Raw genomic sequence first — 20,494 nt, 5'->3', positions numbered from 1 at the left:
AGGAGACGTCGGGAAAGCCGTAGCGCAGGGCGTGCTCCGGGTCGGCAGGGTCGATCTGGCGCACGCCCGCGTCGGCGAGGCGCTTGTTGACCTCGTCGAGCTGCTCGCGTACCAGTCGGGCCTCCTCCTCGGTGACCCGACCACGGTGCGGCTTGCCGGCGTGCTCGAGCGTGCCGTAGTCGATCTTCTCGGCGCTCTTGCGGGCCTTGGGCGGCCGGACCCGCTCGGCCGTCTTCAGCAGTTGAGCCATCGGCACGTCGGTGGCCATCGCGTCGAACTCACTGGCGGTCAACACCACCCGGCGGGGCTCGCCGCCGCCGTGTCGGTCGTGGATCTCGACCACCGCCACGTCCAGGGCGGCGTCGTCGATGTTCTCCACCTCGGTCGGCGTGGCGTCCAACTGCACGGGCCCGGCGACCAGGTCCGGGTGCTCCAGCACCACGACGCGGACCACCTCGTCGTCCTGCTGCAAAACCGTGCCGGTGAAGTCGGAGACGTGGATCGTCTTCTTGCCCATGCGCGGAGCTTCTCCTGTCGTAGCCGGGATGCCGGACCACAAGAAATTACCCGACAGGTGTGCGAAAGCCGCCGCTGGTCCTCCCCGGTGTGTCGCCCGCTCAGGAGGCTCAGAGGCTGCCCTTCGGTGCGACCCACTCGGTGGGCTGACCGGTCACGGCGCTGATCCGGTCGTAGTCGGCGTCGTAGTGCAGCACTGTCGCGCCGTGCTGCTCAGCGGTGGCTGCGATGATCAGATCGGGTAGCCGGAAGTGACGGTGCTGACTGTCAGCCGCGAGGACGCGGTGGACCGCCAGGGCTCGGTCCATCGCTGCTGTCGACACATCCATCCAGCGGTGCCCCCGCAGTGCCTGCCAGAGGATTTCGTAACCCTTCGGGTGGGGTGCGTTGTTGAGATATTCGAGGCTGGTCATCTGACAGGCGGCCAGCCGTCCCTCGGCCAACAGTGTCTCGAAGCGCCGCCGAACCGACGGGTGGCGACCCTGTAGGACGTAGACCGAGGTGTCCGCGAGGTAGATCGGCCCCGCCATCAGGCTGCCTCGGTGTCGCGCGCCTGTTCGGCGAGTGAGCCCAGGTCGCGGCCGCCGCCGTGGCGCCAGGCATCGACGGACCCGCTGAAGTCCATCTCCACCTGGTCGAACGCGGCGACGATCTCGCGAGCCTGCCGACGGATGGCGAACGCGTGGAGGGCGGCATTGATGGTGGCCACCTTGGTGTCAGTGCCAAGGACCTCCCGGGCGGCATCCAACCACTCGTCGTTCACGTCCACGGTGATGCGAGTCATGAGGCGAAATATACACCAGCCGACGCTCTCGTCAGGCACCAGGATGTGCCTTGGTTTGGTGCGTCAGTGGCGGTTCAGGCGATGCCGACTGGAGCTGCCGGCGGGCATCTTGTTCAGCCCGCACCACGACAGGTCTCCAGCGCCGACCGTTCGGGGGTGGCGGTAGCGGGGTTGGGGCGGGATGCCACCGACGGTCTCCGCCGCCTGCCAGAGTCGCTCGGGGTCCTGCTGGTAGTGGTCGTTCGGCTGCATCGGCATGCGTTCACCGTCCCAAACAAAGGTGACCAGGTATGGAAATAGATATGACGGTCGATTTGTCTACCTGGTTCCGCGCACCCACTGCCGGGTCCGGCCCGCATGGTTCGTCCGCCCGACCGCGCCCCCCGGCGTACGGTGATCCACGACGGGCCGGGTGACGGGGGAGGTCTGCATGCTCGACCGGCGGCTCCAACTGCACCTGGCCACCTGGCTCGGCCAGTGGCCGGCCGGGCCGGGGTTGCACGTGGTCGCCTCGCGCCGACGGGCCCAACCGGCCTGGGACGGTCGACTGCGGCCCGCGCTCGCCGTGGACACCGGGCAGAGTGGTGTCCTCTCCGTCGCGCCGGAGCGGGTGGCGGCGATCCGTTCGCTGGTCCGGCGTACGCCGGATCGGCTGCTCGCTGCGCTGCCGGAGGCCGTCGGGCTGCCGGACTGGTGCGTGCACGACGGCCCTTTCCGGTGGAGCGTGGCCCCCGCCCCGCTTCCCGACGTGGGGGAGTGGACAGATCCGACTGCTCCCGGGCTGCCCCCCTGGTTGCGGCTCTTCGACCAGCCGGTGCTGGTGGTCCGCGACCCGGACGGCGCCTACCTGGCGGGTGCCGGCATCAAGCGGCACGACGCGTACGGGCACGAGTTGGCCGTCGGCACGGTGCCGGCCGCCCAGGGGCGCGGCCTCGCCCGCCGACTCGTGGCCCAGGCGGCGCGACGGGTCCTCGACGAGGGGGCGGTGCCGACCTATCTGCACGAGCGGGACAACCACGCCTCCGCCCGGGTGGCCGACGCGGCCGGTTTTCCGGATCGGGGCTGGCGGGCGTACGGGGTCTATCCGCGCTGACCGGCCAGCGGGCCGGTAATGGGCGCGGACCGTGGATCCCGGGCCGGATCCACGGTCCGCAACCTCCCCCCAGGTCCCGGTTCCGGTGCGCCGGTCGCGCCGTGCGCGAACCGGAACATGTCGATCACGCTACGTATCGAACAGGCGTGGGGCAAGGTTTGAGCTGTCGGTTCGGAGTGTCGAAAAGTGGACTTGACCTGCGGCTGAACTGTTCAAGCCGTCTCGACCAACGGTGACGTAGCGTGTAGCACCGGGGTGGGCGTTCCGCTATCGGGTCAGACCGAGCGCCTCGGCCGCCGCTCGCCCGTTGGCGTGGCTCGCCCCGTAGGTGGTGACGAAGGCGCGTACGCCCGTTGGACGCCACTGTGCCGGCCAACCCATCTCCACCACCGTCACGGCGTGCTGCGCGGCCAGTCCGTTGATCAGCTCCGGGCCGCCGGGCAGCCGGTGCAGGTGCCGCCCGACCAGCACGATGGGTCGGTCACCGGCCAGCCCGCGCAGGCTCGACGGGTCGGCCTCGGTGGCGATCACCCGGAGCTCCTGCACCCCGTCGAGGTGTGGGCCGAGGCCCCACGGGACCCGCCCCTCCGCGATCGTCGACTCGGTGTGCAGGTGCACCACAAGCGGTTGGTCCAGGCCGGTGAGCACGCCGTCGACACGGACGGCGCGGCGCGCTGCCGCGTACCCCAGGTCGGTGTCGTCGGTGGTCGTCGACCCGACGGCGGCCCGGGTCCAGGCGGCGAGTTCGGCGGTCCGGCCGGCGGCCTCCTCGACCCGCGCGGTCGCCAAGCGGCCGTCGGTGAGCGCGTCGACGATCTCGGCGGCTACCAGCTCGACCAGCTCGGCGTCGACCTTGGCACCGATGCAGAGCAGGTCGGCACCGGCAGCCAGTGCCCGGACGGCGGCCGGACCCACCCCGCCGGCGGCCACCGCCGCGCCCTTCATCTCCAGGGCGTCGGTGATGACGACGCCGGTGAAGCCGTACTCGGCGCGGAGCAGGTCGACCAGGACGGCCCGGCTGAAGGTGGCCGGGTCGCTTCCGGTCAGCGCCGGAACCCGGATGTGTGCGGTCATCACGGCCCGTGCCCCGGCGGCGACGACCGCGGCGAACGGCGGCAGGTCCCGTTGGCGCAGCAGGGTCAGTGGGGCGTCCACGGTGGGCAGCTCGTGGTGGGAGTCGGTGACGGTGGCGCCGTGCCCGGGGAAGTGTTTGGCGCAGGCGGCCACGCCGGCAGCCTGCAGGCCGGTCACGGCGGCCGCCGAGTGGGCGGCGACCCGCACCGGATCCGCACCGAAGGACCGGGTGCCGATCACCGGGTTGTCGTCGGCGGTGTTGACGTCCACCGTCGGGGCGAGGTTGACGGTGATGCCGAGCGCTGCCAGTTCGGCGCCGATCGCCTGGTAGACCCGGCGGGTGAGGGCCACGTCACCGATCGCGCCGAGGGCGGCGTTGCCGGGGTACGGGCTGCCGGTGGCGTGTGCCAGCCGGGTCACGTCGCCACCCTCCTCGTCGATGGCGATCAGCACGTCCGGCCGTCCCGCGCGCAGCGCGGCGGTGCTCGCCGCCAGCTGTGCGGGGTCGTGCACGTTGGTGCCGAACAGGGTGTGCCCGGCCAGCCCGTCGGCCAGCAGGTCGATAGCCCAGTCCGGCGGTACGGGTCCCGGGTACGCGGCCAGCAACGTGCCCAGCGCCAGCCGGCGCAGTCCTGGATCCAGCCCCACGTGATCTCCCCCTTCGGTGCCCAGCCGGTACGAAACCTCGTACCGGTGGTGGTCTTGGCCCTGCCGACTCGGCCGAGCGTCCCACCGTCGGGTGGCCGTTACGCTACGGCTACCCGTTCGCAGGTCGGTTTACAGTTAGCAAAGTTTACTAAAACTAGAGGACGTGTCATGAGTGCGACCCGGCTACCCGGCACCCCCCGCCTGTTGCGGGCGCTCAACGACCGTGCCGCACTGGAACTGCTCCTCGAACGCGGCCCGCTGACCAGGGCCCGGCTCGGCGAGCTGACCGGGCTGTCGAAGGTCACCGCTTCGCAACTCGTCGAGCGGCTGGAGGAGCGCGGCCTGGTGACGCGGGTCGGCGAGCAGGCCGGCGGGCGGGGGCCGAACGCCCAGCTCTACGCGGTCCGTCCGAGCAGCGCGCACGTGGTCGGGGTCGACGTCGGGCCGGACCGGGTGGTGGCCGCCTGCGCCGACATCACCGGTGCGGTCATCGGCCGGGTGGAGCAGTCGACCCGGGACACCGACGATCCGGTGGGCGTTGTGCACAACGCCGTGGTGCAGGCCGCGAGCAGCGCCCAGGCCCAGCTGAGCAGCGTGCGGCGGATCGTGCTCGGCACTCCGGGTCTGGTCGACCCGAACACGGGCGACATCACCTTCGCCTTCAACCTGCCGCGCTGGCACAGCGGCCTGCTTGCCGCGCTGCGGGAGGACCTGCACACCCCGGTCGTCTTCGAGAACGACGTCAACCTGGCCGCAGTGGCCGAGGCGCAGTCCGGCGCCGCACAGGGTCTGGCGGATTTCGTGCTGGTCTGGGTGGGTGCCGGTGTCGGCCTGGCGATCATGCTGGGCGGGCGGCTGCACCACGGCAGCAGTGGAGCGGCCGGCGAGATCGGCTATCTGCCGGTGCCCGGCGCGCCCATCCCGCGTGATGTCTCCCGTCGCGCCAAGCCGGCCTTCCAGCAGCTCGTCGGCGCGGATTCGGTGCGGGCGGTGGCCGGTGAGCACGGCTACCCGGACGCCGACGCCGCCGAGGCGGTCCGCGCGGCCGTCGCGGCCGGTGCCGACGGCGGCCCGATGCTCGACGAGTTGGCCCGCCGGCTCGCGATCGGCGTGGCCAGCACCTGCGTTGTGCTCGACCCGCCGCTGGTGGTGCTCGCCGGCGAGGTGGGTCAGGCCGGTGGCGCGGCGCTCGCCGACCGGGTGCAGCAGGAGGTGGCGGCGATCACCCTGGTCCGACCTCGGGTGGTGCCGACCGGGCTGACCGAGGAGCCGATCCTGCACGGCGCGCTGCGCACCGCGCTGGACGCCGTGCGCGACGAGGTGTTCGGCTCCACCGTCGGCTGAGCCCGCTGCGGCGGTCATGTGAAGGAATATTTCACCGCGAGTCTGCGGCTTGCAAGCCCTTGCCGGCCGGTCGGGCCGACCCCTGTGAGGGCCGGCCCGCCGGGTCACGACTCAGATCAGGTCGCGGCGACGGAACACGGCGAACGACGCCGCGATCAACCCACCGGTGAGCACGAGCAGCACCACCAGGGCCGGCCCCCAGGTCAGGCTGTAGGAGCCGTCGCAGTAACCGGTGCCCGAGCTGCCGGGGCAGGTGTCCCAGAACTTCGCCTCGCCGGTGAGCCACGCCCCGACGTGGCTGGAGAGCATGAACCGGTCCGGCCGCCGGGCGTCGATGATCTCCAGAATCAGACGGCCGCCCAACTCCCACACCACCAGGTACGCGGCTGCCGCACCCAGCGCCGCCGACGTGTGCCGACCCAGTGTCGCGATGGCGAAGCCCAACGCGGAGGCCAGCAGCACCAGCACCACGCCACGGAGGTGCACCGCGCCGAGCGAACGCCAGAACTCACCGCTCAGCCGGCCGGGTAGCCCGGCGGTCTGCCCGATCACCCAGAACGTGGCGAGGTAGGCCACCGACGCGATCAGGGCCAGGACCAGCACCATGCCGAGCAGGGTGCCCAACTTGGTCGCGAGCACCGTCAACCGGCGTGGTCGCCAGAGCAGCAGGTTCACCACGCCACCGGAGTTCAGGTCGGCGCCGATGTAGGAGGCGCCGACCAGGAACCCGAACAGCACCAGGAACGCGATGAGGAAGTAGAGCAGCGGCAGCGCCTGGTTGGCGAAGCTGAACACCCCCGGCAGGAAGTCCGCGGCGATCGGCAACCGATCCTGCCGGATCGGGTCGATCTCCGAGCAGTCCTGAGGGAAGTACTGGTCCATGTCGCTCTGCGGAAGCGTGCCGTTCTGTCGCGCCAGGCACTGCTGGTGAGTCACCTCCATTCCCTGCCGCGCCTCGACGGCCTGAGCCCGCGCCGAGTTCATCTCGTCCGCGCTCGGCTTGTGGGAACCCGCCAGGGTGGTCGCCGCCGTGACAGCGAAGGCAAACGCCAGCAGGACGACCATGAGCTGCACGAAGCGACGGGCCGACAGCCGCTCCACCTCGGCACGGACCAGGTTCACGCGTCCACTCCCCGATCGAGATTGATCACAGCATCGCCCCGATCGGCGGACGGCAGGGCAGCGTCGTCGACCTGCCGGGGCACCGACGGATGCTCGTACGCGCCCGTCAACTCCAGGAAGACGCTCTCCAGATCCGGCCGCAGCGGGGTCAGCTCGCCCACCCACAGGCCCTGCTCGCCGAGCGTCCGACTGACCACCGTCGCGTCACTCACCCCGCTCACCACCAGCGCCTCGCCGTCGACGGCCGCCGTCAGCCCGGCCGCGTGCAGCAGCTCGACAGCGCGCTCGGCCTCGGCCACCCGCACCAGGAACTCGTGCCTGTCGTAACCCGCCAGCACCTCGTCCACCCGGCCGGCCGCCACCCGACGCCCGTGCGAAATGATCGTGACGTGGTCGCAGATCAGCTGGATCTCACCCAGGATGTGACTGGACACCAGCACTGTCACCCCGGCCGCCGCCAGCGACCGCATCAGGTCCCGCATCTCCCGGATGCCCGCCGGGTCCAGCCCGTTCGCCGGCTCGTCCAGGATGAGCAACCGCGGGTCCTTCAGCAGCGCGGACGCCACAGCGAGGCGCTGCTTCATGCCCAGCGAGTAGCCCTTCACCCGCTCGTCGCCCCGGTCGCGTAGGCCCACCAGCTCCAGCGCCTCGTCCACCCGCGAGACCGGCACCCCGCCGGCACGCGCCAACAACCGCAGCGTGCGGTAGCCGGTGAAGTTGCCGAAGAACTGCGGACTCTCCACGATGGCGCCGACCTGCCCCGCCACCCTGGGCAGCGACTCCGGCGACGGCGCACCCAGCACCGTCATCCGTCCGCTGTCGGCGCGTACCAGCCCGAGCAGGGCGCGCAGGGTGGTGGTCTTGCCGGAACCGTTGGGGCCCAGGAAGCCGTGGATCTGGCCCTCCTCGACCAGCAGGTCGAACCCGTCCACCGCCACCCGTCGGCCGTTGCGCATGCTGTGGAAGGTCTTGCGCAGACCCTCGATCTCGATGACCGCGCTCATCCGCGCGGCTCCCTACCTCGACGGGGCATGGGTGGTCCTTCAGGTTTGGTGATCAATGACACGGCGCCTCACCCTATGGCCGGGGCGCCGCCCATGGGGGGCGCCGCGTCGCTGCGTGGTTGGATGGAGCGGTGACTGGTGACCTGATCCCCGGCGCTGCCGGCGCCGCGCCTGCCGCCGCCCCCGTCGACCCGGATCTGGTGGTCAGCCTCGACAGCGTGGGCGTACGCCGCTCCGGCACCGCCCTCCTGCAGGACCTGACCTGGCGCGTCGAGCTGGACGAGCGGTGGGTGGTGCTCGGCTCCAACGGTGCCGGCAAGACGACACTTCTCAACCTGGCCGCCGGCCGACTGCACCCCACCACGGGTGTCGCGCACGTGCTCGGCGAACGGATCGGCCGCACCGACGTCAACGAGCTGCGTACCCGCATCGGGCTCACCACCGCCGCGGTCGCCGAGCGACTGCCCGCCGACGAGCGGGTCAGCGACGTGGTGGTGACCGCCGCCTGGTCGGTGGTCGGCCGCTGGCGGGAGAACTACGACCGTGGCGACGAGGCGCGGGCCCGGGCGCTGCTGAGCCAGCTCGGTGTCGGCGGGCTCGCCGAACGCCGTTACGGCACCCTCTCCGAGGGGGAACGCAAGCGCGTGCAGATCGCCCGTGCCCTGATGACCGACCCGGAGCTGCTGCTGCTCGACGAGCCCGCCGCCGGGCTCGACCTGGGTGGCCGGGAGGACCTGGTCGCCCGACTGGCCGAGCTGGCGTACGACCCGGACGCCCCCGCGATGGTGCTGGTCACCCACCACGTCGAGGAGATCCCGCCGGGGTTCACCCACGCGCTGCTGCTGCGCGAGGGTGGCGTGGTCGCTCAGGGCCTGCTCGCCGACACCCTCACCGGGGACAACCTCTCCAAGACCTTCGGCCTGCCGCTGGTGGTGGAGCGCTCCGGCGACCGCTACACCGCTCGGGCCGCCTGAGCGACGTCCAGGGCGGAGACGACAGTGCCGCAGACGCGGGTCGCCGTGGTGGGCAGCGCCAACATGGACCTGGTCGCAATGGCGCCCGCGTTGCCGAGACTGGGCGAGACCATGCTCGGCACCGACTTCATGATGGTGCCCGGCGGTAAGGGGGCCAACCAGGCCGTCGCCGCGGCTCGGGCCGGCGCATCCTGCTCCTTCCTCGGCGCGATCGGCTCGGACGCCTTCGGCGTCACCCTCAAGGCCCGCATCACAGCGGCCGGGGTGGACACCAGCCAACTGCGGGTGGTCTACGGCACCTCCGGCGTGGCGTTGGTGATGGTGAACGCCCAGGGCGAGAACGCCATCATGGTCACCCCCGGGGCCAACGACGCGCTGGTCGGCCTCACCGAGGACGAGCTGGCCACTGTGTGCGCGGCGGACGTCCTCGTCGCCCAACTGGAGATCCCGGTGTCGACGGTGACGGCCGCCGCGGTGGCCGCCCGCGCCGCCGGCACCCGGGTCATCCTCAACGCGGCCCCGGCCCGCGAACTCCCGCCCGAACTGCTCGCATCGGTGGACCTGCTGGTCGTCAACGAGGGCGAGGCGCGCACGCTCGCCGGTCGAGGTCGGGAAGAGCCCCGGGCGCTACTCGACCTGACCCCCAGGGCCGTGCTCACTCTCGGTGGTGAGGGCGCCTGGTACGTCGACCGGGACGGCGCCGAGGTGCACGTACCGGCGGTCCGCGTCGACGTGGTCGACTCCACCGCTGCGGGCGACGCGTTCACCGCCGCGCTGGCGGTCGGCTGGGGCGAGGGACGCGACCTGGTCGACGCGGTGCGCTGGGCGTCGGCGGCCGGCGCCGCCTGCGTACGCAAGCTCGGTGCCTCGGTGGCGCTCCCGCAGCGCGCCGAGATCGACGAGCTGTACGCGCCGGCCTGAACCGGTCCGCGCTACGCCGGCCGGTCCGCGCCGACGCGGAAGGCCCTGCGGTACGCCGACGGTGAGGTCAGCATGATCCGGCCGAAGTGGTGCCGGTACGTGACCGGCGTGTCGAAGCCCACCGACCGGGCGACCCGCTCGACCGGGGCGTCCGTCTCCTCCAGGAGGGGCAGGCTGGCCCGGACCCGCTGGTCGATCAGCCAGCGGATCGGGCTGGTCCCGGTGGCCCGTGCGAAGTGCCGCAGGTAGGTGCGGGGCGACATGTGCGCGTGCCCGGCGAGCTGGGCGACTGTCAACGGCTCGGCGAGATGGGCGAGTGCCCAGTCGATGCTGGCGGCGATCCGGTCGTCGTCCGGGTCGACGGGCACCGGCGCCTCGACGAACTGGGCCTGCCCGCCGTCGCGGTGCGGCGGGATCACCAGTCGCCGGGCGACCGCGTTGGCGACCGCCGCGCCATGGTCACGCCGGACCACGTGGACGCAGAGGTCCAGCCCAGCGGCGCTGCCGGCACTGGTGAGCAGGTCACCGTCGTCGAGATAGAGCACGTCCGGGTCCACCTCGATCCGCGGGTACCGCCGCGCCAGGAGTTCGGCGTACCGCCAGTGGGTGGTGGCCCGCCGGCCGTCCAGCAGCCCGGCGCCGGCCAGCGCGAACGCGCCCGAGCAGATCGACATGATCCGCGCGCCGCGTCGGTGCGCCCGACGTAGCGCGGTCACCAGCTCCGGTGACGGGTCACCGGTCACGTCCGGGACGCCGGGCACGATCACCGTCCGCGCCGCCGCCAGTTCGGCCAGGCCGTACGGGGTGTGCAGGCTGGCGCCGCCGACCACCGGCACCGGTCCCGGTTGCTCGGCGCAGACCACCAGGTCGTACCACTCGACGCCGAACTCGGGCCGGGGCAGCCCGAACACCTCGGTGACGATGCCCGTCTCGAACACCGACATCCCCGGGTACGCGAGCACGGCGACGCGGTGCGCGGCTGCCGCCCGCCGGGGCGCCGGGAGCAGGAGCGGGTCGGTGGTCGTGGACCCGAGCGGCATGGCGGGATGTTAGCGCAGGACGGCGTATCCGCCACTCGTCCCGGACCGGCCAGCTGGCGAGGATCGGTGTATGACCTTCTCCTTCGCCGTTCCGGCGGCCGACCCGGCCACCGCCGCCGCCCACTTCTCCGCCCGGCTCAGCGTCGAGACCGACGTGAGTGACGTGCACGCCGACCTGTCGGCCCGTACCCCTGCTCTGGTGGTGGTCGACACCAGGGGCGTGGCGGCCTGGACGCAGGGACATCTCCCCGGTGCGGTGCACCTGCCCACCGCCGAGATCGCGACCGACGCGGCGGAGGTCGTCCCGGCCGGCTCGTCGGTGGTGACCTACTGCTGGGGGCCGGGCTGCAACGGCGCAACTCGTGCGGCGCTGGAGTTCGCCCGGCTCGGCTACCGGGTCAAGGAGATGCTCGGTGGGTTCGAGTACTGGGCGCGGGAAGGGCTGCCGGTGGTGACGGCGAGCGGGTTGACCCGTCGCCCGGTCGACGACCTGACCGCCCCGACCACGACGATCACCTGCGACTGCTGATCCCCTGTCCAGGTGGGCGAGGGCTCAGCCGGCGGGCTCGTCGGCGAGCTTCTCGCCGCGTCGGCGCAGCATGCCCAGCCCGGGGATGCCGGCCACGGCGAGCTTGAGGTCACGGGTCACGTCGAGCAGGTCGTGCAGGTCGGGCCCGACCCGGTCGAGGGTGGCCAGGATCGGCAGGATGTCCGCCGTCAGGTGTTGCTTGAGCTTGGGCAGCTCGTCGATCAGGTGGATCGCGGCCGTGATCTCCTCGTGGCTGAGCTGCTCGACGAACCGCTCGGTCATCGGCGCGGCCCGCCGCAGTGCCGGCTCGTACGCCGCCAGCAGCTCGGCCGCGGTGGCGGCGGCCTCCGCCGCGGTGCCCACGGTGGCGGCGGCCCGGCCGGCCACCCCCTCGGCGTTGGCGACCACAGTGGCGGCGGTCCGGGCGACGCGGTCGGCGTCGGCGACCACGACGGCGGCGGCAGTGGCCACCTCGGTGGCGGTGTCGATGGCGGTGGTCGCGGCGGCGCTGATCACGGCGACCTCACGGACCGCCTCCTCGGCGTCGGTGAGCACCTGATCGGTCCGGTCCAGGGTCGTCTCGATCCGGTCGACCACGCCGTTGATCCGCGCCAGCAGCGCCTCCACCCCGTCCAGCACCGCGAACGCGCGGGCGGGCACGGCGGCGAACGAGGCGGCCGAGCCGAGCGCCTGGTCGAGAGCGGAGCGGGTCAGGCCGACCACGGCGGTCGGGGTGGGGAGGGGAATCGCCATGGGGTCAAGTGTGCGTCGGAAGCACCACAACCGCCCGACGGGGCTGGTCGGGGCCCCGGAAGGGCCTACCGACCGGCGCGGGCGACGCGCAGGGCCCACCAGATCAGCGGCACCTGCACCGGCACCCGCCCGTAGGCGATGGCCCGTTTCGCCGGACGCCGGTGCCGCCAGTCCACCGCCATCTTCACGTTGGCGGGCAGCACGGCGACGAAGAGCGCGGCCGCAGCCCGACCGCCGGCCCGTCGGGTGTTCGGATGCGCCACGGCCGCCGCCACCGCCAGTTCGGCGACTCCGCTGGCGTACGTCCAGAAGCGGGCCGGCCCGGGCAGCGTGCGCGGCACGATCGGGTCGTAGAAGCCGGGGCGCACCAGGTGGGTGACGCCAGCGATGGCGAGCAGCCCGGCCAGCGCGGCGGCCTCGCCACGGCGGTTGGTCATCGATGGTCCCCCTGCTGTTCGACGGCACGCTGCACGGCCCGGTAGATCTGGCCGAACCGTAGCGCGTCCGGAGTGCGCAGCAGCAGATCCTCCCGACCATGGTGCTGCACCCACAACTCGTGCACATGGCTGCCGCGCTCGTAGGAGCGGTCCAGCCAACCGAGGGGGATCTCCAGGAACGGCAGCGACACCAGGGCCCCCACCGCGCAGGCGGCGAGGATGATCAGAGCCAGCTTCCAGTTGCCCCGGTCCTGTGCCGACCAGGCCAGTGACAGCACGCAGACCACGGCGACCAGCGGCGGCAGCGAGAGCAGCAGGACCAGGACACCGCGACCCAGCACACGGCCGCGTACGGCGAGGGTCTTCTGCCCCCGTGCGTGCCACACGAACGTCACGTCGGACAGGGCGATCACGTGACCGCCTGCCCGGATCGACTCGGATGTCACCTGCACCGCGTCGTCCCGGTAATAGAGGGTCATCACTAAGCCTAACCACCGGAAGGCAACCTTCGCCCGGCTCATCCCTGGTCGCCCGGGGCCTCGGCGACCCTCGGATCAAGGGGGCGGTGGTGCTGTGGCGGGTCCTTTCGAGCTGAATCGTCTGCGACATCGTCCTCGACCGGGCGCCCGCTCCGCCGGTGTCCGCCGCAGTCGGATTCATCCGGATCGTCATGAGTGACGGCCCGATTCGTTTGCGACATCAGCTCCAAAGGGCCCGCCGGACACCACCACACCCGCGCTGCCGCGGGCGAGCGCGGGCCGAACCGCGGGCGTGCGGGCTAGCGGCGCGTGACGGGGCGGGCCGGTTGGCTGTGCTCGACCGCGCGTTGCACGGCCCGGTAGATCTGCCCGAAGCGCAGCGCGTCGCCGGTGCGCAGCAACCGCACGGGCTGACCGCGCCAGCGGGCCCAGATCTCCAGTTGGCGGCTGCCCCGGGCGTATGAGCGGTCCAGATGTTCGAAGAGGAAGTCGGCGACGGGCCCGACGGCCAGGCCGACCAGCACCGACGCGCCGACGATCGCGATCGTCACGGTGGGGGAGCGGTGCAGCCACACGGCCACGCCGATTCCGAGCACCGCCGCGACCAGCGGACCGGCGAGCGCCGCGCCGATCGCGCCCCGCCCGGCGAGCACGCGCCAGGATCGGGTGCCCCGGCGGTGCCAGATCATGCTGATGTCGGACAGCGCGTAGGTGCGGCCATCGACCCGGACGGTGGTGGAGGTGACCTGCACCGACCTGTCGTCGTAGTACGTCGTCATGGCTGGACTCCCGCCCACGGGGCTGACACCACACTACTTACCCAAACGAGCCGGGTCGTAAGGTTGGCACGCGACTTCGACGAGGAAGTGAGGGCAGCGTGGGCGAGTTCGTTCGGCTGGAGACCACTGACGGCATCGGCACGATCCGGCTGGAGCGGCCGCCGATGAACGCGCTCAACACCCAGGTGCAGGAGGAGTTGCGCGCCGCCGCGACGGCGGCCACCGCCGACCCCGAGGTTCGCGCCGTCATCGTGTACGGCGGGGAGAAGGTCTTCGCCGCCGGTGCGGACATCAAGCAGATGGCCGATATGTCCTATGTCGACATGGCGGACCGGGCTGCGAACCTGTCCAGCGCTCTCGGCGCGATCGCACGGATCCCCAAGCCGGTGGTTGCCGCGATCACCGGGTACGCGCTCGGTGGCGGCTGCGAGTTGGCGCTGGCCTGTGACTGGCGGATCGTGGCCGACGACGCCAAGCTCGGCCAGCCGGAGATCAAGCTCGGCATCATCCCGGGTGCCGGCGGCACCCAGCGGCTGGCCCGCCTGGTCGGCCCGGCCCGCGCCAAGGATCTGATCATGACGGGCCGGATGGTCGACGCCGAGGAGGCGCTGCGGATCGGCCTGGCCGACCAGGTGGTCCCGGCCGCCGAGGTCTACGAGGCCGCTGTCGCCTACGTGAAGCCGTACCTGACGGGTCCGGTGCAGGCGTTGCGCGCGGCGAAGCTGGCGGTCGACGGCGGCCTGGACATGGACCTGAACTCGGGTCTGGCCTGGGAGAGTCAGCTCTTTGCGGCGCTGTTCGCCACCGACGACCGGCGGGAGGGCATGTCGGCCTTCGTGGAGAAGCGCAAGCCGGACTTCACCGGCCGCTGACACGGCTTAGCCGAGAACGGTTCACATTGTTCCTACCGGCCAGTAGCGTGGTGCGTCGGTCAAGAGGAACGAAGGGGAGCGGCGAATGACGGAGCGGATCGAGGGTCACGGCGGCGAGTTGGCGCTCGCGGCCCTACGCGCGCACGGCGTGAAGGAGATGTTCACCCTCTCCGGAGGGCACGTCTTCCCGCTCTACGACGCGGCGTACAAGACCGACTTCCCGATCTACGACGTCCGGCACGAGCAGTCCGCGGTCTTCGCCGCCGAGGCGGTGGCCAAGCTGCAGCGTCGTCCCGGCCTCGCCGTGCTCACCGCCGGGCCGGGTGTCACCAACGGCATCTCCGGCATGACCAGCGCGTTCTTCAACGCCTCACCGGTGCTGGTGCTCGGCGGCCGCGCGCCCGCGTTCCGCTGGGGTTCCGGCAGCCTCCAGGAGATGGACCACCTCCCGCTGGTCGCCCCGGTCACCAAGCACGCCGAGACGGTGTTCAGCACCGACGACATCCCGCGCGCGGTGGGTGCGGCGCTCAATGCCGCGCTCACTCCGCACCGCGGCCCGGCCTTCCTCGACTTCCCGCTCGAGACGGTCTTCTCGGTCGCCGAGGCGGACCTGCCCGCCGCGACCGGCGTCGACCCGATCGCACCGGACCCGGAGGAGGTCGGCCGCGCCGCCCTGCTCATCGCCGGGGCGCAGCGCCCGGTCATCATCGCCGGCTCGGACGTGTACGCGGGCGACGCGGTCGCCGCTCTGCGCGAGGCGGCGGAGGCGTTGCAGGTTCCGGTCTTCACCAACGGCATGGGCCGCGGCTCGCTCCCGCCGACGCACCCGCTCGCGTTCGCCAAGGCCCGCCGCGCGGCGCTCTCCGGCGCCGACGTGGTCGTGGTGGTGGGCACCCCGCTGGACTTCCGCCTCAGCTTCGGTGACTTCGGCGACGCCAAGGTGGTGCACATCGTCGACGCGCCCAGCCAGCGGGCGACGCACGTGCAGCCGGCCGCGGCCCCCGCCGGCGACCTGCGCCTGATCCTCTCCGCGCTGGCCGACCACGCCGGCGACCGGACCGACCACGCCGACTGGATCGCCGACCTGCGCGTCGCCGAGGACGCGGCGAAGGCACGCGACGCCGCCGAGATGGCCGCCGAGACCGACCCGATCCGTCCGGCGCGGATCTACGGCGAGCTGCGTCGGGTGCTGGCCCCGGACGCGATCACCATCGGCGACGGTGGCGACTTCGTGTCGTACGCCGGGCGATACCTGGAGCCGTCGCAGCCCGGCACCTGGCTGGACCCGGGCCCGTACGGCTGCCTGGGCACCGGCATGGGCTACGCGATGGGCGCCCGGGTCAGTCACCCGGACCGGCAGATCTGCGTGCTGATGGGCGACGGCGCGGCCGGCTTCTCGCTGATGGACGTCGAGTCGCTGGTCCGCCAGAAGCTGCCGGTGGTGATCGTCGTCGGCAACAACGGCATCTGGGGGCTGGAGAAGCACCCGATGCGCGCGATGTACGGCTACGACGTGGCCGCCGACCTCCAGCCGGAGCTGCGCTACGACACGGTGGTCAGCGCGCTCGGCGGTGCGGGGGAGACGGTCGCCAAGGCGGCGGACCTCGGTCCGGCCCTGCAGCGGGCGTTCGACGCCGGAGTGCCGTACCTGGTCAACGTGCTCACCGACCCGACCGACGCGTACCCCCGGTCGTCGAACCTGGCCTGAGTCGCACCCGCCGCCGTCGCTCCCTGAGGGGGCGGCGGCGGCGCGCTCACACCTCCGGCCGGTCACCCTCGCGGGGCGGCTCACCGTCGCGGCGGCGCAGGTCGTCCTCGCGGCGGCGCAGGTCGTCCTCCCAGCGGCGGAAGAGTTCCTCGTCCTGTTCCTTGGCGCGCTCCTGCACGGAACGCAGGAACTCCGGGTCGTCGTCGGGGGCGACCGTGCGGGGGCGCTGCCGCTCGGGCGAGCCGGTGCCGCCCAGCCAGCCCTTGCGGGCGCTGGGGCTGGCCTCCCGGCCGGCGAGGAACCAGGCGATCGAGCCGATCAGCGGAAAGAACAAGATGATCAGCACCCAGGCGATCCGGGGCAGGGCGCGGATCTGGCCCTCCTCGGCGGAGAGGCAGCTGATCAGCGCGCAGACCGCGAGGACGATCTGCACTAGGAAGAGGAGTACGCCAAGCCGGGCCATGCACCCATCATGACGCACCGTTTCCCGTCACCACAGTCCACGGAGCGCCAGCAGCACTCCCAGTAGTGCGAGGCCTACGGTGCCGAACGCGACCAAGGGCAGCGTCCGGCCGCCGGTGCGGGCTGGTCCGGTGCCGGTGGCCCGGGGCCAGCAGAGCATCAGCAGGGCGCCCCACACCACCACGGCGACACCGGCGATCAGCGCCCCGACCGGGTCTCCGGTCGACGCCAGCCGCACGGCGAGCGCGGTCACCACCGTCGCCGTGAGCAGGGTCCGCCGCCAGGCCAGCCGGGTCCGCTCCGGTTGCAGCCCGGGGTCGCGTCCGGTGCTCATCGGCCGCCGACGGCCCGGATCAGGACGGCGATTACCAGCAGCACCGCCCCGGCGCCGACGGCGATGGCGAGGATGGCGGGGAACCGCGACGCGGGCAGCTCCTCACCGAGCCGGATGGCCCGCTCGGTGCGTGCCCAGTGGTCCACGGCGCGGATCGCGACCACCCCGCCGAGCAGCAGCAGTGTCACCGCGATCACCTCCCGCAGGTGGCTCATCGGCAGGGGTGGCAGGAACTGCGCGGCGGCCAACCCGCCGCCGACCAGCGCCAGCCCGGTTCGCAGCCAGGCCAGGAAGGTTCGCTCGTTGGCCAGGGAGAACCGGTAGTCCGGAGTCTCACCGACCGAGCGCAGCTCCGCCGGGTCGAACCACCGCCTGATCGCCTCCCACACAGTGGGAGAATATCCACTTCCCATGCCGCTTAGCCTGGGCCGGTGACTGATCTCGACGTAATGACGCTGCGCGACGCCTACGACAACCAGCTCCGCCCGGAGATCCCCGACCCGGTTCCGGCCGGGGTGACTGTGGAGCGGGACGGGCCGCTGGTCCGGATCATCGGGCTCGACGCCGGCGGGTTCCTTACGTACCGCAACCTGGGCGGGCTGACCGGTGACGCGCTGGACGAGCTGATCGCCCGGCAGGTGCAGTTGTTCCGTGAGCGTGGCCAGTCGGTCGAGTGGAAGCTCAACGAGCACGACGAACCGGCCGACCTGGCGGACCGGCTGCGCGCCGCCGGCTTCGTCCCGGAGGACCGCGAGACCGTCGTGGTCGGGCCGGTCGCCCCGCTGGCCGCCGCGCTGCCGGTCGTTCCCGAGGGGGTACGCCTGCGTGAGGTGACCGCCCGGGAGGACCTGGAGCGGATCGCCGCCATGGAGGAGGAGGTCTGGCAGGCGGACCGTTCGCACCTCGTGACGGGTCTGGCCAAGGAGATCGACGCCGACCCGAACTCGATCACCGTGGTGGTGGCCGAGACGGATGAGATGGTGGTGAGCGCCGGCTGGGTGCGGTTCCCGGCGAACACCGGCTTCGCCACGCTGTGGGGTGGCTCGACGCTGCCGCAGTGGCGGCGCAAGGGCATCTACCGGGGGTTGGTCAACTACCGGGCGCGGCTGGCCGAGCAGCGGGGCCGGACGCTCATGCAGGTCGACTGTTCCGAGGACAGCCGGCCGATCCTCCAGCGGCTCGGCCTCGTCCCGGTCACCACCACCACCCCGTACGTCTACACTCCGTGATCATGGAGCAGCGGTTGACGGACGAGGAGCGCCTGACCATCAAGACCGGTGCCTTCGGTGCTGTCTTCCTGGTCTCCAACGCCGACCCGGGGGTGCTGGGGGTGATCCGGGAGAGCATCGCCGCGTCCGGCGCGCTCGCCGACGCCAGCGGGGCGATCAAGGAGGCGCTGACCACCGGCCCGTTGCCGCGGCTTCCCCGGGACTCGCAGTTGGAGATCGAGTCGGTGGTGCTGCCGGCGTTGCGTCAGGCGGTGCTGATCCTGCGCGAGAAGTCACCGCCGGACGTGGAGGCGTACCGGTCGGTGGTGCTGGCCGCGGCGGACCGGGTGGCCCGGGCGCACGACGGGGTAGCACCGGCCGAGGCGGCGGCCATCGACCAGATCCGGGTTGCGCTGGCCGAGCCGGCCTGACCGGCCCGGCGTCGGTGAGCTGTGTCACCCTGTGTGCCTCGGGAGCGCAACCTACTGGCAGGTAACATTGCCTCGTGGGAAACCGCACAGCAGCCCGCGGTTGACCTGGCGTCGACCGACGCGCGACGCTGCGCCCCATACCGGGCGAGCGAATCGCAACACCACACAGGAGGGTCGTCGAAGCGCGATGAATATCGTCGTACTCGTCAAGCAGGTGCCTGATTCGGGCGCGGACCGCAACCTGCGCAATGACGACAACACCGTCGACCGCGGTTCGGCGAACAACGTGATCAACGAGATGGACGAGTACGCCATCGAGGAGGCGCTGAAGATCAAGGAGGCGCACGGCGGCGAGGTCACCATCCTGACCATGGGTCCGGACCGGGCGACCGAGTCGATCCGCAAGGCGCTCTCCATGGGCCCGGACAAGGCCGTGCACGTGCTGGACGACGCCCTGCACGGCTCCTGTGCCGTCGCCACCTCCAAGGTGCTCGCCGCCGCGCTCGGTCAGCTCAGTGCCGACCTGGTCATCTGCGGTGCCGAGTCCACCGACGGGCGGGTCCAGGTCATGCCGCACATGATCGCCGAGCGGCTGGGCGTCGCGGCGCTCACCGGCGCTCGCAAGCTCACCGTCGACGGCGCGACGCTGACCGTCGAGCGGCAGACCGAGGAGGGGTACGAGGTCGTCACCGCCTCCACCCCGGCCGTGGTCTCCGTCTGGGACACGATCAACGAGCCGCGCTACCCCTCCTTCAAGGGCATCATGGCCGCGAAGAAGAAGCCGGTGCAGACGCTCGCGCTGGCCGACCTCGGTGTCGCGCCCGCCGAGGTGGGCTTCGACGGTGCCACCAGTGCCGTGGTCGAGCACACCAAGCGCCCGCCGCGTTCCGGCGGAGCCAAGATCACCGATGAGGGCGAGGGCGGCGTCAAGCTGGTCGAGTTCCTCGCCACCGAGAAGTTCGTGTGAGAGCGGGTCTGGACATGTCTGAGGTTCTCGTCGTCGTCGAAGCCACCAAGGAATTCGGCGTCAAGAAGGTCACCCTGGAGATGCTCACCCTCGCCCGCGAGCTGGGCACCCCGAGCGCTGTGGTGCTCGGTGGCACCGGCGCCGCCGAGGCGCTGAGCGGCAAGCTGGGCGAGTACGGCGCGGAGAAGATCTACGCCGCCGAGGGTGACGAGATCGACGGCTACCTGGTGGCCCCCAAGGCCACGGTGCTGGCCGAGCTGGTCCAGCGGGTGCAGCCGGCCGCCGTGCTGCTGGCCTCCGCCCAGGAGGGCAAGGAGATCGCCGCCCGCCTTGCGGTCAAGCTGGACAACGGCATCCTGACCGACGTGGTCGGCCTGGACGCCGACGGCACCGCGACGCAGGTCGCCTTCGCCGGCTCCACCATCGTCAAGGCCAAGGTCACCAAGGGCCTGCCGCTGGTCACCGTGCGACCCAACTCGGTCACCCCCGCCCCGGCGGCGGCCACCCCGACGATCGAGCAGCTCACCGTGTCGGTCACCGACACCGACAAGCTGGCCAAGGTCGTCGAGCGGGTCGCCGAGCAGAAGGGCTCCCGGCCCGAGCTGACCGAGGCCGGCGTGGTCGTCTCCGGCGGTCGCGGTGTCGGCAACGCCGACAACTTCAAGCTGGTCGAGGAGCTGGCCGACCTGCTCGGCGGCGCCGTCGGCGCGTCCCGCGCGGCCGTCGACTCCGGCTTCTACCCGCACCAGTTCCAGGTGGGCCAGACCGGCAAGACGGTCTCCCCGCAGCTCTACGTCGCGCTCGGCATCTCCGGTGCCATCCAGCACCGGGCCGGCATGCAGACCTCGAAGACCATCGTCGCGGTCAACAAGGACGGCGAGGCGCCGATCTTCGAGCTGGCCGACTTCGGCGTGGTGGGCGACCTGTTCAAGATCGTCCCGCAGGCCGCCGAGGAGATCCGCAAGCGCAAGTGACCCGGTTACCACGGAAGTGGCCGCCCGTCGCGACGGGCGGC

Annotated in this window: 26 protein-coding genes; 11 read left to right on the top strand and 15 right to left on the bottom strand. The window is 71.9% G+C overall.

From position 1 onward, the window contains the following. From ACWCO3_RS13625 to ACWCO3_RS13610, 4 genes are all read right to left on the bottom strand, one after another. Nucleotides 1-517, bottom strand: a 517-nt coding sequence (locus ACWCO3_RS13625) for a hypothetical protein (RefSeq protein WP_278137778.1), incomplete at its 3' end; no start/stop codon positions are given. A 109-nt stretch (nt 518-626) separates the two neighbouring features. Beyond that, nucleotides 627-1,046: a PIN domain nuclease gene (locus tag ACWCO3_RS13620; protein WP_357933409.1), complete on the bottom strand. Its 420-nt coding sequence runs from the start codon at nt 1,044-1,046 to the stop codon at nt 627-629. Next, the gene (locus ACWCO3_RS13615) at nt 1,046-1,300 is read right to left on the bottom strand and encodes a type II toxin-antitoxin system VapB family antitoxin (protein WP_145785201.1); all 255 of its coding nucleotides are present in this window, start codon (nt 1,298-1,300) and stop codon (nt 1,046-1,048) included. Before ACWCO3_RS13615 ends, ACWCO3_RS13620 begins: the two co-directional genes overlap by 1 nt. 63 nt (nt 1,301-1,363) lie before the next feature. Then, complete coding sequence (locus ACWCO3_RS13610; protein WP_450010132.1) at nt 1,364-1,558, bottom strand: DNA repair protein; 195 nt, start codon at nt 1,556-1,558, stop codon at nt 1,364-1,366. Between the two features lie 172 nt (nt 1,559-1,730). On the opposite strand from ACWCO3_RS13610, the gene ACWCO3_RS13605 reads away from it, so the two are divergent. Next, the gene (locus tag ACWCO3_RS13605; protein WP_145785199.1) at nt 1,731-2,393 is read left to right on the top strand and encodes a GNAT family N-acetyltransferase; all 663 of its coding nucleotides are present in this window, start codon (nt 1,731-1,733) and stop codon (nt 2,391-2,393) included. Between the two features lie 267 nt (nt 2,394-2,660). Here the strand turns inward: ACWCO3_RS13605 and ACWCO3_RS13600 are convergent, their stop codons facing one another. Continuing rightward, entirely contained in the window at nt 2,661-4,115 is a 1,455-nt protein-coding gene (locus ACWCO3_RS13600; RefSeq protein WP_450010130.1) for a glycoside hydrolase family 3 protein, read from the bottom strand. Nucleotides 4,116-4,283: 168 nt separating this feature from the next. Between ACWCO3_RS13600 and ACWCO3_RS13595 the strand changes: the two genes are divergently transcribed. Beyond that, nucleotides 4,284-5,459: an ROK family transcriptional regulator gene (locus ACWCO3_RS13595; protein ID WP_145785197.1), complete on the top strand. Its 1,176-nt coding sequence runs from the start codon at nt 4,284-4,286 to the stop codon at nt 5,457-5,459. Nucleotides 5,460-5,570: 111 nt separating this feature from the next. Here the strand turns inward: ACWCO3_RS13595 and ACWCO3_RS13590 are convergent, their stop codons facing one another. Then, nucleotides 5,571-6,581, bottom strand: coding sequence for an ABC transporter permease subunit (locus ACWCO3_RS13590; RefSeq protein ID WP_145785196.1), 1,011 nt, complete (start codon nt 6,579-6,581; stop codon nt 5,571-5,573). Further along, nucleotides 6,578-7,585, bottom strand: a complete 1,008-nt coding sequence (locus ACWCO3_RS13585; RefSeq protein ID WP_358074862.1) for an ABC transporter ATP-binding protein — start codon at nt 7,583-7,585, stop codon at nt 6,578-6,580. The genes ACWCO3_RS13590 and ACWCO3_RS13585 overlap by 4 nt, the downstream gene beginning before the upstream one ends. Nucleotides 7,586-7,716: 131 nt before the next feature. Between ACWCO3_RS13585 and ACWCO3_RS13580 the strand changes: the two genes are divergently transcribed. Together ACWCO3_RS13580 and ACWCO3_RS13575 are read left to right on the top strand one after the other, a co-directional pair. Then, entirely contained in the window at nt 7,717-8,559 is an 843-nt protein-coding gene (locus tag ACWCO3_RS13580; RefSeq protein WP_145785194.1) for an ABC transporter ATP-binding protein, read from the top strand. A 24-nt stretch (nt 8,560-8,583) separates the two neighbouring features. Beyond that, complete coding sequence (locus tag ACWCO3_RS13575; RefSeq protein ID WP_450010126.1) at nt 8,584-9,480, top strand: ribokinase; 897 nt, start codon at nt 8,584-8,586, stop codon at nt 9,478-9,480. An 11-nt stretch (nt 9,481-9,491) separates the two neighbouring features. On the opposite strand, the gene ftrA is transcribed toward ACWCO3_RS13575, so the two are convergent. Further along, on the bottom strand, nt 9,492-10,520 hold the full coding sequence (gene ftrA / locus ACWCO3_RS13570) for a transcriptional regulator FtrA (protein WP_145785192.1): 1,029 nt from the start codon (nt 10,518-10,520) through the stop codon (nt 9,492-9,494). Nucleotides 10,521-10,590: 70 nt separating this feature from the next. Between ftrA and ACWCO3_RS13565 the strand changes: the two genes are divergently transcribed. Next, nucleotides 10,591-11,049 (top strand): rhodanese-like domain-containing protein, encoded by a 459-nt coding sequence (locus ACWCO3_RS13565; RefSeq protein WP_450010124.1) that lies wholly within the window; start codon nt 10,591-10,593, stop codon nt 11,047-11,049. Nucleotides 11,050-11,073: 24 nt separating this feature from the next. Here ACWCO3_RS13565 and ACWCO3_RS13560 read toward each other — a convergent pair whose 3' ends face one another. The 4 genes from ACWCO3_RS13560 to ACWCO3_RS13545 form a co-directional block, all read right to left on the bottom strand. Further along, on the bottom strand, nt 11,074-11,802 hold the full coding sequence (locus tag ACWCO3_RS13560) for a hypothetical protein (protein WP_145785190.1): 729 nt from the start codon (nt 11,800-11,802) through the stop codon (nt 11,074-11,076). Between the two features lie 65 nt (nt 11,803-11,867). Then, nucleotides 11,868-12,239, bottom strand: a complete 372-nt coding sequence (locus ACWCO3_RS13555; protein ID WP_145785189.1) for a DoxX family protein — start codon at nt 12,237-12,239, stop codon at nt 11,868-11,870. Further along, nucleotides 12,236-12,718, bottom strand: a complete 483-nt coding sequence (locus ACWCO3_RS13550; RefSeq protein ID WP_278144211.1) for a DUF6232 family protein — start codon at nt 12,716-12,718, stop codon at nt 12,236-12,238. Before ACWCO3_RS13550 ends, ACWCO3_RS13555 begins: the two co-directional genes overlap by 4 nt. 299 nt (nt 12,719-13,017) lie before the next feature. Next, nucleotides 13,018-13,497, bottom strand: coding sequence for a DUF6232 family protein (locus ACWCO3_RS13545; RefSeq protein WP_145785187.1), 480 nt, complete (start codon nt 13,495-13,497; stop codon nt 13,018-13,020). Nucleotides 13,498-13,595: 98 nt separating this feature from the next. Between ACWCO3_RS13545 and ACWCO3_RS13540 the strand changes: the two genes are divergently transcribed. Next, nucleotides 13,596-14,369, top strand: a complete 774-nt coding sequence (locus tag ACWCO3_RS13540) for an enoyl-CoA hydratase-related protein (protein WP_145785186.1) — start codon at nt 13,596-13,598, stop codon at nt 14,367-14,369. An 85-nt stretch (nt 14,370-14,454) separates the two neighbouring features. After that, entirely contained in the window at nt 14,455-16,077 is a 1,623-nt protein-coding gene (locus ACWCO3_RS13535) for an acetolactate synthase (RefSeq protein ID WP_355026915.1), read from the top strand. A gap of 46 nt (nt 16,078-16,123) precedes the next feature. Here ACWCO3_RS13535 and ACWCO3_RS13530 read toward each other — a convergent pair whose 3' ends face one another. Genes ACWCO3_RS13530 through ACWCO3_RS13520 form a run of 3 tightly spaced genes read right to left on the bottom strand, consistent with a single transcriptional unit; the run spans nt 16,124 to nt 17,262 of the window. Then, complete coding sequence (locus ACWCO3_RS13530; protein WP_145785184.1) at nt 16,124-16,540, bottom strand: PLD nuclease N-terminal domain-containing protein; 417 nt, start codon at nt 16,538-16,540, stop codon at nt 16,124-16,126. Between the two features lie 27 nt (nt 16,541-16,567). Beyond that, nucleotides 16,568-16,873: a DUF202 domain-containing protein gene (locus tag ACWCO3_RS13525; RefSeq protein ID WP_357933429.1), complete on the bottom strand. Its 306-nt coding sequence runs from the start codon at nt 16,871-16,873 to the stop codon at nt 16,568-16,570. Then, on the bottom strand, nt 16,870-17,262 hold the full coding sequence (locus ACWCO3_RS13520; protein WP_145785838.1) for a YidH family protein: 393 nt from the start codon (nt 17,260-17,262) through the stop codon (nt 16,870-16,872). Before ACWCO3_RS13520 ends, ACWCO3_RS13525 begins: the two co-directional genes overlap by 4 nt. A gap of 42 nt (nt 17,263-17,304) precedes the next feature. On the opposite strand from ACWCO3_RS13520, the gene ACWCO3_RS13515 reads away from it, so the two are divergent. From ACWCO3_RS13515 to ACWCO3_RS13500, 4 genes are all read left to right on the top strand, one after another. Next, nucleotides 17,305-18,102, top strand: a complete 798-nt coding sequence (locus tag ACWCO3_RS13515; RefSeq protein WP_145785182.1) for a GNAT family N-acetyltransferase — start codon at nt 17,305-17,307, stop codon at nt 18,100-18,102. Then, entirely contained in the window at nt 18,099-18,512 is a 414-nt protein-coding gene (locus ACWCO3_RS13510; RefSeq protein ID WP_208745092.1) for a hypothetical protein, read from the top strand. Before ACWCO3_RS13515 ends, ACWCO3_RS13510 begins: the two co-directional genes overlap by 4 nt. Nucleotides 18,513-18,699: 187 nt before the next feature. Then, entirely contained in the window at nt 18,700-19,479 is a 780-nt protein-coding gene (locus ACWCO3_RS13505; RefSeq protein ID WP_145785180.1) for an electron transfer flavoprotein subunit beta/FixA family protein, read from the top strand. Nucleotides 19,480-19,493: 14 nt separating this feature from the next. Further along, nucleotides 19,494-20,453 (top strand): electron transfer flavoprotein subunit alpha/FixB family protein, encoded by a 960-nt coding sequence (locus ACWCO3_RS13500; RefSeq protein ID WP_145785179.1) that lies wholly within the window; start codon nt 19,494-19,496, stop codon nt 20,451-20,453. The last annotated feature ends 41 nt before the right edge of the window (nt 20,454-20,494 follow it).

Source organism: Micromonospora sp. NPDC002411 (assembly GCF_053592955.1).
The sequence above is the reverse complement of the archived record's forward strand: the minus strand, read 5'-3'. Positions and strand labels throughout refer to the sequence as shown.